Raw genomic sequence first — 11,953 nt, forward strand, 5'->3', positions numbered from 1 at the left:
CGCGCGGCGCACTAGGCTTGAGGCATGTCCTCTATTTCCGGGCCACTCTCGCCCTCTGAAAGCTACCGGGCCAGCGCGGAACGCACGGCCGAAGCGGGCACCTACCTCGGCGGGTTTGTCCGCACCCTTGATTTTGAACTTGACGAATTCCAGCGCCTCGCCTGCCGGTCCCTCCAGGAGGGCAAGGGAGTGCTGGTGGCTGCCCCCACTGGCGCCGGTAAAACCATCGTGGGCGAATTTGCCATCTATCTCGCTTTGGAACGAAATCTCAAGGCCTTCTACACCACCCCGATCAAGGCCCTGAGCAACCAAAAATTCACGGAACTCTCGGAAAAGTACGGGGCGGCAAACGTCGGTCTACTTACCGGCGACACGAGCATCAATGGCGACGCCCCCGTGGTGGTCATGACCACGGAAGTCCTCCGGAACATGCTCTACGCGGACTCGGACACGCTGGATGACCTCGGCTTTGTGGTCATGGACGAAGTCCACTACCTCGCGGACCGCTTCCGTGGTGCCGTCTGGGAGGAAGTCATCATCCATCTCCCCAGCGAAGTCCAGGTAGCCTCCCTCAGCGCCACGGTTTCCAACGCAGAAGAATTCGGTGCCTGGCTGGATACCGTGCGCGGCGACACCGACATCATTGTCTCCGAGCACCGCCCGGTTCCCCTGTGGCAGCACGTTATGGTGGGCCGGGACATCGTGGACCTGTTCGCCGGAGAAACCACATTCGACGAAATCGCGCCGCCCGCGGATGCGGAGACCGGAGCTCCACTACCGGTCCAGGAGCGGCTCACCGCGGCCACCAAAGACGCGGACGGGCCGGGGTTCGAGGTCAATCCGGACCTGCTCAAAATGGCCCGCAGCGAAGGCCAACAAAGTTTCGCCGGACGCTTTGGCCACGGCGGACGGAGCCAGCGCCGGCAGCACCGGCAACGGACAGAGGACCGCCCCCGGCAGGGAGCCGAGCCCGGCGCCGTCCGGAAGGCCAGCCGGCCCCAAGTGATTGCCAGCCTGGACCGGCAGGACCTGCTGCCCGCCATCACGTTTATCTTCTCGCGGGCAGGCTGCGATGCCGCCGTTGCCCAATGTGTCTCGTCCGGACTCTGGCTGACCACGGAGAAGGAGCAGCAGATCATTGCGCAGCGCGTTGACGAGGCCGGGCAGGACATCCCGTCAGAGGATCTGGACGTTCTCGGCTTCTGGACGTGGCGGGATGGCCTGCTGCGTGGTTTCGCGGCCCACCATGCCGGCATGCTACCCACCTTCAAGGAGGTAGTGGAGAAGCTATTCGTCGAGGGCCTGGTCAAGGCTGTGTTCGCCACCGAAACGCTGGCCCTGGGCGTCAACATGCCGGCCCGCTCCGTGGTCCTGGAGAAGCTCGACAAGTTCAATGGCGAGGCCCACGTGGACATCACCGCGGGGGAGTACACGCAGCTGACCGGCCGCGCGGGCCGCCGCGGCATCGACATCGAAGGCCATGCCGTTGTCCTGTGGCAGCCGGGCACGGACCCTGCGGCTGTTGCCGGCCTCGCCTCGCGGCGTACGTATCCGTTGAACTCAAGCTTCCGGCCGACGTACAACATGAGCATCAACCTGTTGGCGCAGTTTGGCCGCGCCCGTGCGCGGGAAATCCTTGAATCCTCCTTCGCGCAGTTCCAGGCTGACCGGTCCGTTGTCGGACTTGCCAGGCAGGTGCGCAGCCGCGAAGAGTCCCTCGCGGGATACGCAAAATCCATGACCTGCCACCTCGGAGACTTCACCGAGTATGCGCGGTTGCGCCGTGAGCTCTCCGACGCCGAGAATGTCACCTCCCGCAGCAAGTCCCGGGCTCATAAGTCGCTGAATGAAGACTCCCTGGCACGGCTGATGCCCGGCGACGTGGTGGACGTCCCGGGCGGGCGGGCGCCCGGACCGGCGATTGTGCTCAGCTCGGACCACAGCGGCAGGGAGCCGCGGCCTGCCATCCTGACGCTCGACAACCAGCTCAGGCGAATCGGCACCGAGGACCTTGAGGGCCCCATCGCGCCCCTGACACGGATCCGCATTCCGAAGTCGTTCAACGCAAAGGTCCCGAAATCCCGGCGTGACCTCGCATCGTCGGCCAGGAATGCACTGCGCGAGAACCGCCCGCCTGCCCCCGGGCGCAGCACCGATTTTGGCATGGGGTCCGTTTTGCCCCATCAGGAGAAACGCATCACGGAGCTTCGCCGGGCGCTCCGGGCCCACCCCTGCCACGGCTGCAGCGAGCGTGAAGACCACGCGCGCTGGTCTGAGCGCTGGTGGAAGCTGCGCCGGGAGACGGATGCCCTGGTCCGGCAGATCCAGGGCCGGACCAACACCATTGCCAAGACCTTCGATCGCGTCTGCGATGTCCTTTCCGCCTACGGCTACCTGGAAGCGGGAGCTGACGGGCGCCTGGCCATCAGCCCGGACGGCCAGCGACTCCGCCGGATCTACGGGGAGAAGGACCTGCTGATTTCGCAAGCACTGCGGCTGGGCGCGCTCAACGACCTGGATGCCGTCGAAGTAGCAGCCCTGGCCAGCGTCTTGGTCTACCAGGCCAAACGCGAGGACAGGGGCCTCCGCCCCCGGATGCCCAGCGTGTCGCTTGAATCGTCCGTGGATGTGGTGGTCCGGGAATGGTCGGCCCTGGAGGACGTGGAAGAGGCGAACAAACTTCCGCTGACTGCCGAACCGGAACTCGGTCTTGTCTGGCCGATGTACAAATGGGCCAAGGGACGCCACCTCCAGGAAGTGCTCAACGGCACGGACCTGGCGGCGGGCGACTTCGTCCGTTGGGTCAAACAGGTCATCGACCTCCTGGACCAGCTCGCCAAGATTCCCGGCCTGGATCCGCGCGTCTCCAGGCTTTGCGCAGAAGCAATATCACTCATCCGCCGCGGCGTCGTGGCCTACTCTTCCGTACTTTGATGTCCCGGCTTTGATGCACCGGCAGCCTGCCTTCTTCCCCCTAGCCCCAGGAGCTTCGCCCGCATGACCACTGAACGTTCCACCACGCCCGCGCCGCACGAGCGGAAAGTGGTCCTGTACCGCAACGGTTCGGTCTACACAGCAGCAGACCCCTTTGCCACCGCCATGATCGTTGACGGCGACACGGTTGCCTGGGTCGGCTCCGAGCAGGCGGCATCCTCCATCGCCGACAGCTCCATGGAGATCATCGACCTCCATGGAGCCCTCGTAGCGCCGGGGTTTGTTGACTCCCACGTCCACCTCACGGAAACCGGCATCGCACTGGGGTCCCTCCAGCTGGGCGGGATCCGTTCCGCCCGGCAATTACTCGATGCCGTGGCCGCAGCCAAAGGCGACGGCCCCCTGCTGGGTCATGGCTGGGATGAATCCACGTGGGAGGACCCGTCCCTGCCGGCGCCCGAGGAGCTTGAGCAGGCGGCCGGTGGCAGGCCTGTGTTCCTCGCCAGGGTGGATGCGCATTCGGCGTTGGTCTCTTCCTCCTTGGCTGCCGCCGCCGGGCTTGGCGGGCTGGACGGCTACAGCGCGGGTGCACAAGTGAAGCGGGCCGCCCATACAGCGGCCCGCCAGGAAGCACGGCGGCTCCCGGAGGCCAGCCTCCTGGCCTACCAGCGGCGCGCCCTGATCGAAGCGGCCGAGAACGGTTATGTGGCACTGGCGGAGATGGCCGCGCCGCATATCGGCGGAGTTTCCGACCTTCGCCTTGCCGCCGCGTGGAACACGGCGGCCGGAGAGGCCATGCCGGAAATCCTGCCGTACTGGGGCGAACTGGCCACCTCCGAGGAGCAGGCCCGGGCGCTGCTGGGCGAACTGGGCGTATCCGTGCGCGGCCTGGCAGGCGACCTGAACATTGACGGTTCCCTCGGCTCCAGGACAGCGGCACTGAGGGCCGGCTACAGCGACGCGGCGGGGGAGCGGGGCAGCCTCTACCTCTCGGCAGAGCAGGCCGGCGCCCACCTGGCGGCCTGCTCGCTGCTAGGCATCCAGGGCGGCTTCCACGTCATCGGCGACGCGGGACTTGATGCCGCGCTGGAGGCACTGGAACTCGCGGCCGCCGAAGTGGGCGAGCAACGGATCCGTGCCGCCGGCCACCGCTTCGAACATGTGGAAGTCGCAGACCCCAAATCAGTGCAACGGCTGGCCCGCTACTCCGTCACCGTCAGCGCCCAGCCACGCTTCGACGCTGACTGGGGGGACGAAGGCGGCATGTATGAGCAGCGCCTTGGGAGCCGGAGCCGCTCCATGAACCCGTTTGCCTCGTTCTATGCTGCCGGTGTTCCCATCTGCTTCGGCAGCGACAGCCCGGTGACACCCTTGCGCCCGTGGTCCAGCGTGCGTGCCTGCCTGGAACACCACAACCACGCTGAACGGATCTCGGCCCGCGCAGCGTTCCTCGGCCACACCCGCGCGGGGTGGCGGGCAGCAAAGTACCACAACCCGATGGCCGGGCAACTGGTTCCCGGCGCACCCGCCAGTTTCGCTGTTTGGGATGTTGAGGAGCTCATGGTCCAGGTGGCGGACGGCCGCGTCCAGTCCTGGAGCACGGATCCGCGTGCCCGCACGCCCCTTCTCCCGGCACTTGATACCGGCGTGGACCCGGTGTGCCTGCAGACCGTGAAGGACGGCGTGGAGCTGCATTCGAGTCCGGCACTGCGATCCTGACCGGACACACCGGCCAACGCCCCCATAAAGCGCCCTATAATAGGTAGTTGCGCCTGACCGCCAGCTACTCCGCTACGGTTCAGCCGCTCCGACCGCTCCCGTCCAGGAAGGCCCTTTGTGCGCGTCCTCACCATCATTCCTACTTATAACGAGCTGGAATCGCTGCCCAAGACTCTTCAACGCCTCCGCGCAGCCGTACCGGCCTCGGACGTACTGGTGGTGGACGACAACAGCCCGGACGGCACCGGTCAGCTTGCGGACGGCTTTGCCGCCGAGGATGCACAGGTTCACGTCCTGCACCGCAAAGGCAAGGCTGGCCTGGGAGCCGCCTACATTGCCGGGTTCAAATGGGGACTCGAGGCAGGCTACGACGTCCTGGTGGAAATGGATGCGGACGGCTCACACCAGCCCGAACAGCTTCCCCAGCTGCTGGAAGCTGTTGAACAGGGCGCGGACCTTGCCATGGGATCCCGCTGGGTTCCCGGTGGCAGCGTGGTCAACTGGCCGCTGTACCGGCAGGCGATTTCACGCACTGGCAGCACGTACGCCCGGCTGATGCTGGGCCTGAAGATCAAGGACGTCACCGGCGGCTACCGCGCCTTCCGGCGGACCACGCTGGAAAAACTGAACCTCGACCTTGTCGATTCAGTGGGGTACGGCTTCCAGGTTGACTTGGCGTGGCGTGTAGCCAAGCTGGGCCTCAGGATCGAGGAACGCCCCATTACGTTCGTGGAGCGCGAGCTCGGAGCGTCAAAGATGAGCGGCAACATTGTTGTTGAGGCCATGGTCAACGTCACCAGGTGGGGCCTGCAGGCACGCTGGAACAAGCTCACAGGCAAGAAGGATCCGGCACAGGGCTGACCTGCAACGCCGTTAGGACAAAAGATAAGGGCCGGGCCGGCAACGTGATCACGTTGCTGGCCCGGCCCTTTCTTAAACGTTCAGATCGCGTCAATCGGTGACGCTATGACCTCGGTGGGAGGCCGTGACCGCCGCTGGGGTCAGGCGCTGCGCCGTTCGCCACGGCGTTCGCGCAGGATGGTCAGCCGGTCCTCGAGGATCTGCTCCAGCTCCGGAAGGGAACGGCGCTCCAGGAGCATGTCCCAGTGCGTACGGACAGCCTTTTCGTTGCTGGTGTCCGGACGTTCGCCATCAACGAGGAGCGCTTCCTTGCCGGTCTTGGAAACCCACACAGGAGGAATTTCAGCCTCTGAAGAGAACGTTACGAAGACCTGCTCGCCGTCCTCGCACCGGTATTCGACGCGCTGGCGCGGGGCCGGCTCAACGCCGGACTCGGTCTCCATGCTCTGCGCGCCAAGGCGCATACCCCGCAGGCTGCGATCGCTCATGTTTTCTCCCTCTGGTCGGTTCGCGGAGCAGGACTCCACGCAAGCCGGAACGGCATAACCGCCCCGGACTACTGTGTGCACTGTGCTGCATCATAAGATTCAACGCATTGCGAAGCTTTCTTGTTCCAGCGGATCTGGTCCGACCGGACAAATACCCAATTATACCGGCGTGGGGCCTAGCCGCAAAACGGGAGGGGACCCGCGACCAAGCGCGAATCCCCTCCCGCCCCGTATGGGGCAAATCCGTGTCAGGACCCAGGCTGTTTAGCGGGTTCCTCGTCGAACAGCCCGCCGCCGGCGGTCTGATCAGGATTGGTACCGCCGAGCGCCTGGCCGATGCCCTTGAGTGCCTCGCCAATTTCGCTGGGAATGATCCACAGCTTGTTTGATGATCCCTCTGCGATTTTCGGAAGCGTCTGCAGGTACTGGTAGGCCAGGAGCTTCTGGTCGGGGTTGCCCTTGTGGATTGCGTCAAAGACCTTCTGGATGGCCTGTGCCTCACCGTCAGCGCGGAGGATGGCCGCCTTGGCGTCGCCCTCAGCCGCAAGGATCGATGCTTGCCGCTGGCCCTCGGCCGTCAGGATGGCGGACTGCTTGGTGCCTTCGGCCGTGAGGATCGCAGCGCGGCGGTCTCGCTCGGCCCGCATCTGCTTCTCCATCGAGTCCTGGATCGAGTGGGGCGGGTCAATGGCCTTGAGCTCCACGCGCGAGACCCGGATGCCCCAGCGGCCGGTTGCCTCGTCCAAGACACCGCGCAGCTGGCCGTTGATCTGGTCGCGGGATGTGAGCGCCTCTTCCAGATTCAGGCCGCCCACAACGTTACGCAGGGTGGTAGTGGTGAGCTGCTCCACGGCCTGGATGTAATTGGCAATCTCATAGGTGGCTGCGCGCGGATCAGTGACCTGGAAGTACACCACAGTGTCGATGGACACCACCAGGTTGTCTTCGGTGATGACCGGCTGCGGTGGAAAGGACACCACCTGCTCCCTCAGATCAAGGAGCGGCAGGAGCCGGTCCACAAACGGGATCAGGATGGTGAGTCCCGGGTTAAGGGTCCGCTGGTACTTGCCGAGCCGTTCAACGACGCCGGCCCTCGCCTGCGGGATAATCCGCACCGAGCGGACCAAGACAATGATCACGAACACGATCAGGACCACCAGCACAATGGCCAGGGCGGCTCCTCCTGCGTTATCCATACGACTCCTATTCCCCAATTGTTAGGCTGTACTCAGGACTAAGTGGCCTGCTCCGGCTGGGCGGAAACAACAGCCGTGGCCCCGTCGATGGCGGAGACCACTGCCTTCTGGCCGGCAGGCAGGACGCCGCCGGAGGACCGGGCGCTCCAGACATCGCCCCCGATCTTGACGAGGCCGCCGGTGGAGCTGACTGCTTCCATCACCAGGGCCTGCTCGCCAATGAGCCGGTCAATGTTGGTGCGCTGGTCGGCGGGTCCCTTTTTCAGGTGGCTTAGTGCCACCGGGCGGACAAAGGCGATCATCAGCAGTGAGACGACGCAGAACACCACAATCTGCAGCCACAGGTCAGCGCCGGCAAAATCTGCGACGAGCGCGGCAACTGTTCCGCCGCCGAGCATAATGAAGAACAGGTCAAGGGTGATCATTTCGATCACTGCGAATGCGAGGAAGGCGGTGAGCCACAGGGCCCACCAGTTTTCGCCGAGCCATTCAAACATTCCGTCCCCCTTGACCATCCGGTAGCTGTCTATTTATCCTAGTCCGCCGGAAAGCAGGACGGCAGGTTGCGTGAAGGGCAGCGGTTGAACGTGGCCAAGTCGTTACGGTGCGGACCGCGCCGGACGGAAGACCGTGATCCGGAATCGGGCCTCCACCTGGGTTGACTCCCCGCCGCTCCCGATTTTGGCCGCAATGGCCGTGCGGTCCAGGTGGTGCCCGGCCGGACCCATGAAGGCCAGGTCAGCCAGCTCGCCGGGCGTTAGCGTCATCAGGATATCCAGGTCCCGGGTGGACTCGGCGGCGAAGTGCGGCGAGAGGGAATCTGCCAGCCGCGCGTCCTTGTCATCCTCGATGGACAGCATCCCGGCCTGGGCGGCAACGGCGGCCAGGTGTCCGGCGCGCGGCGTCACCACCACCAGCCTTCCGCCGGGGCGGAGTACCCTGGCGAATTCGGCGGCGTTGCGGGGAGCAAAGATCACCGTGATGGCGTCGACGGCGGCGTCGGCCACCGGGAGCGGCTGCCACACATCGCAGGCAAGGCTGACGGCCTCGGGGTTGAGGCGCGCGGCGCGGCGGAGCGCGAACTTGGAGATGTCGAGCGCGACGGCGGCGCAACTGGCGGTGCGCCGCTGCACCTCATCCAGCACCACCCTGAGATAGTGGCCGGTCCCCGTACCCGAATCGAGGAGCGTGAACGGTTCGCCCGGGGTTATCCCGGGCACGACGGCGGCCGCGACGGCGTCTGCCAGGGGGCGGTAGTGCCCGCCGTCGAGGAAAGCGAACCGGGCCGCCACCATCTCTGCGGTGTCGGCTTCAAAGACTGTCCCCTTGCCCACCAGCAGGTTGAAATAGCCCTGTTTCGCCGCGTCGAAGCCGTGCCCGGATCCGCAGACCAGGGCCTTGCGGGCCGCGTCACCCGGCCCGACCCGGACATTCAGTGCGGCGCCGCACACGGGGCAGCGCAGCGGAGGGCGAGGGCTTGATGGCATACGGACCATCTTAGGGCGGGGAGCGGGCCGGCGCGGAGCCCCGCGAGTGGTCCGGCCGCATGTTCGCGTAGGGGAAAGCCGCACGTTAGGCTCACGTGGGTGAAGCCAGAACACCTCCCGCTGCTCAATTCCGTCTCCGCGCCGGCCGTTCACCCGGACGGCAGCCGCGCTGTTGTGTCGGTGACCAGGCCGGATTTCACTGCTGATTCCTACGTGGGCCAGCTGTGGAACATCCCGTTGAACCAGGAGCAGCTGCCGCGGCGAATAACCAGGGGCTTCCGGGACACCGTCCCTGCCTTCTCTCCTGATGGGCTGGTCCTCGCCTTCCTCCGGACGGGCGGACCGTCGTCGAAAGCGCAGCTCGTCGTGGTGGAGGCCGGCGGCGGTGAACCCCAGGTCATTACCGACAGGCTGCTCGGAGTGGAATCCTTCGCCTGGTCTCCTGATTCGCGCCGGATAGTCTTCAGCTCCCGCGAGCCCGAGACCGGACGGTACGGCAGCAGCGAAGCCATCACCGCGGAGGCGGAGGCCCCACGGCTGATCTCCTCCTACCAGTACAGGCTGAACAGCGTTGGCTACACGCGCGACAAGCCGCAGCAGCTGTTCATCGTGGACGTCCCGGAACTCGGCGGCGAACCGCTGGCACCGCCTGCGGCTCCGTCGCTGCCGGAAGCCCGGCAGCTGACGTCGCTCGCCACGGACGCCAGCTCCGGAGTTTTCAGTGCAGACGGATCAGTCGTCTACTTTGTGGCAGCACCGCCGGAGAACGATGACGACTTGGCCACCTCGATCTACAGGGTGCCGGTCACCGGCGGCGACCCCCTCCTGGTGGATAAGGGAGTAGCCGCACCTCAAACCGTCTCGGAGGTCCGGCAGTCCCGGGACGGCAAATGGCTGTTCTACATTGCCCGGGACCTGGGCGGCTCGGGCCGGGACTTCGTGGCACGGAACGGCGTGCTGTACTGCGTAGCGGCCGACGGCGGAATGCCGGTTGCGCTGACCGACCCGGAGTTGATGGACGTCACGGCGCCGGGTGCCCGGATTGAGCTCCGCGGCCCGGACCACGCCCTCGTCCTGAACAACGCGCAAGGCTCGGTTGAGCTCCTCGAGCTGGGGGCGGCGGGCGGGCATGCCCTGCTGGTGCACGGCGACAAGGTGGTGACGGGGGCTGCCTGGGCGGGTGGTTCGCTGCTCGTCGTATTCGGCGATCCGTCCACCCAGGGGGACGTCGCAGTACTCGACGACGGACAGCTGCGGCTGCTGACAGACTTTTCGGCCGTTCTGCGGACACAGACGGACATTGTGGTTCCACAGGAGCTGACGTTTGAGGCGCCCGATGGCTATCCCGTCCATGGCTGGCTCGTCAGGCCTGCGGGCAAGGGGCCGCACCCGGTCCTACTGAACATCCATGGCGGGCCGTTTGCCCAGTTCACCGTTGCCCTGTTCGACGAAGCCCAGATGTACGCGGCTGCGGGCTATGCCGTGCTGATGTGCAATCCGCGCGGCTCCGCCGGCTACGGCCGGGAACACGGGCTGGCCATCAAGGGCCGCCTTGGCACGGACGACATGGAGGATGTCCTGGCGTTCCTGGACGGGGCGCTGGCCAAATTTCCGGCGCTGGACGCGGGCCGGCTGGGCATAATGGGCGGCTCGTACGGCGGATACCTGACCGCCTGGACCATCGCGCACCACCACAGGTTCCAGGGTGCCATTGTGGAGCGTGGATTCCTGGACCCGGTCAGTTTCGAGGGCTCGGCCGACATTGGCTGGTACTTCGGCAACGAATATCTCGGCAGCTCAACGGTGGGGGTCGCCGCGCAAAGCCCGTTCGAGCACGTGGGCAACGTGCAGACCCCGACGCTGGTCATCCACAGCGAAAACGATCTCAGGTGTCCGCTGGAGCAGGGCCAGCGGTATTTCACGGCCCTGAAGCGGCAGGGTGTGGAAACCCAGCTGCTGGTGTTCCCGGGCGAGGACCATGAACTTTCCCGGTCAGGCAGGCCGCAGCACCGGCGCCAGAGATTCGAGCACATCCTGCGCTGGTGGGCCCGGTTCCTCCCGACCGACGCAAATCCGGCAGACGCACCGCCGGAGTGACGAGGTGGCGTGCTGGCGCGTCAGGGGTTCCCGGGCAGGAATCCCAGGGCCGCACGGGCCTTTCCGATCCCCGGCTCGGCCCAGTTGGCGGCGTACTCGGCGTTGGAGCTCAAGGACCTCAACTCGGCGCGGTCAACGTAGAGGGTGCCATGGAGGTGATCGGTTTCGTGCTGCACAATTCTCGCCTGCCAGCCCTCGAATTCCTGTTCCGACGCCAGGCCTCCGGGGGTGTCGAACCGGAGCAGCACCCGTTCTGGCCGTACTACCACTGCCTGTAGGCCGGTCAGTGAGAGGCACCCCTCGAAGAACGCGGCGCTTTCCGTTCCGACGGCCGTGTAGTGCGGGTTGATGATGGTGAGGAACTCCAGCGGGCTGCGGTGCCGCAGTGCAGCAGCCTCGGGGTCGACGTCGTACTGGTCCTCAAGGACTGCCAGCTGCAGCGGGATTCCGAGTTGCGGGGCGGCCAGCCCCACACCAGGGGCTTCGTGCATCACGTCGCGCATGAGGGCAATCAACTGGTCCAGCTCGCCGGCGCTGATCTGGCCGTCGAAGGACGCGGCCCGCTGGCGGAGTACGGGATTCCCGGCCTGGACGATGGGCGGCAGCGATCCCGCAGACAGGATTTCCTGCACCCGTTCCCTCAGACGCGCAGGAGTGAATGAAGTGGGCGGTGATACAGCGGTCATGCGGAAAGCCTAGCGGCGGACGCCGCCGGGCGTCGGCCGGGTCGGCTAATGTCGATGCCATGGCTGAACTGATTGCGTCCGAACCCAACGCACTGGAACTTGTCCTGGACTTCATCCGGACCCTGGAAGCCGGCGGTGACGGCGGGGCCATCGGCCGTTTCCTCGCTGCGGACTTCGTATTGGTCGAGGCGCCGCATCTGCTCGCGGTTGAAGGCTCCACGCGGACGCGTGACCAGGCGATGGCTGGCCTTGATCAAAGCGGCGAAGTAGTGGCGGACCAGAAGTTCGAGATCCGCCGCACTACCTGCGAAGGCGGTCGGGTTGTGGTGGAGGCCGACTGGTCGGCGAGGACGCTGATGGACCTGCGGTACTGGGATGCCGGGGAGACCATCCGCGCCCGGACGTCGTCGGTCTTTGAAGTCCGGGGCGGCCTGATCATCAGCCAGGACAGTTACGACTGCTACTTCGCGAACTCCTGACCCGGC

The 11,953-nt window shown here is 65.8% G+C and carries 10 protein-coding genes; 5 read left to right on the forward strand and 5 right to left on the reverse strand.

Annotated elements, in window-relative coordinates; all coding sequences use genetic code 11:
- Positions 1-24 precede the first annotated feature (24 nt).
- The 3 genes from NIBR502772_RS13795 to NIBR502772_RS13805 all read left to right on the forward strand — a co-directional run bounded on the left by NIBR502772_RS13795 (position 25) and on the right by NIBR502772_RS13805 (position 5,514).
- Positions 25-2,934 (forward strand): RNA helicase, encoded by a 2,910-nt coding sequence (locus NIBR502772_RS13795; RefSeq protein WP_141140631.1) that lies wholly within the window; start codon positions 25-27, stop codon positions 2,932-2,934.
- 63 nt (positions 2,935-2,997) lie between these two features.
- A complete protein-coding gene (locus NIBR502772_RS13800; protein WP_141140632.1) occupies positions 2,998-4,653 on the forward strand; it encodes an amidohydrolase in 1,656 nt (551 codons plus the stop codon).
- A gap of 117 nt (positions 4,654-4,770) precedes the next feature.
- Positions 4,771-5,514 carry a polyprenol monophosphomannose synthase gene (locus NIBR502772_RS13805; protein WP_104061495.1) on the forward strand — a complete coding sequence of 248 codons (744 nt, stop codon included), beginning with the start codon at positions 4,771-4,773 and terminating at the stop codon, positions 5,512-5,514.
- A 140-nt stretch (positions 5,515-5,654) separates the two neighbouring features.
- Here the strand turns inward: NIBR502772_RS13805 and NIBR502772_RS13810 are convergent, their stop codons facing one another.
- The 4 genes from NIBR502772_RS13810 to NIBR502772_RS13825 form a co-directional block, all read right to left on the reverse strand.
- Complete coding sequence (locus NIBR502772_RS13810) at positions 5,655-6,002, reverse strand: RNA polymerase-binding protein RbpA (protein ID WP_003802221.1); 348 nt, start codon at positions 6,000-6,002, stop codon at positions 5,655-5,657.
- 248 nt (positions 6,003-6,250) lie between these two features.
- Complete coding sequence (locus NIBR502772_RS13815) at positions 6,251-7,198, reverse strand: SPFH domain-containing protein (protein WP_141140633.1); 948 nt, start codon at positions 7,196-7,198, stop codon at positions 6,251-6,253.
- A gap of 38 nt (positions 7,199-7,236) precedes the next feature.
- Positions 7,237-7,695, reverse strand: coding sequence for an NfeD family protein (locus tag NIBR502772_RS13820; protein WP_141140634.1), 459 nt, complete (start codon positions 7,693-7,695; stop codon positions 7,237-7,239).
- Between the two features lie 102 nt (positions 7,696-7,797).
- Positions 7,798-8,685 (reverse strand): methyltransferase domain-containing protein, encoded by an 888-nt coding sequence (locus NIBR502772_RS13825; RefSeq protein WP_141140635.1) that lies wholly within the window; start codon positions 8,683-8,685, stop codon positions 7,798-7,800.
- A gap of 99 nt (positions 8,686-8,784) precedes the next feature.
- On the opposite strand from NIBR502772_RS13825, the gene NIBR502772_RS13830 reads away from it, so the two are divergent.
- Positions 8,785-10,782, forward strand: a complete 1,998-nt coding sequence (locus tag NIBR502772_RS13830) for a S9 family peptidase (RefSeq protein WP_141140636.1) — start codon at positions 8,785-8,787, stop codon at positions 10,780-10,782.
- 20 nt (positions 10,783-10,802) lie between these two features.
- On the opposite strand, the gene NIBR502772_RS13835 is transcribed toward NIBR502772_RS13830, so the two are convergent.
- The gene (locus NIBR502772_RS13835; protein WP_141140637.1) at positions 10,803-11,468 is read right to left on the reverse strand and encodes a peptide deformylase; all 666 of its coding nucleotides are present in this window, start codon (positions 11,466-11,468) and stop codon (positions 10,803-10,805) included.
- Positions 11,469-11,527: 59 nt separating this feature from the next.
- Between NIBR502772_RS13835 and NIBR502772_RS13840 the strand changes: the two genes are divergently transcribed.
- Positions 11,528-11,947, forward strand: a complete 420-nt coding sequence (locus NIBR502772_RS13840; RefSeq protein ID WP_210412299.1) for a nuclear transport factor 2 family protein — start codon at positions 11,528-11,530, stop codon at positions 11,945-11,947.
- Positions 11,948-11,953: the final 6 nt, after the last annotated feature.

This window comes from Pseudarthrobacter sp. NIBRBAC000502772 (assembly GCF_006517235.1).
Lineage (GTDB): Bacteria > Actinomycetota > Actinomycetes > Actinomycetales > Micrococcaceae > Arthrobacter.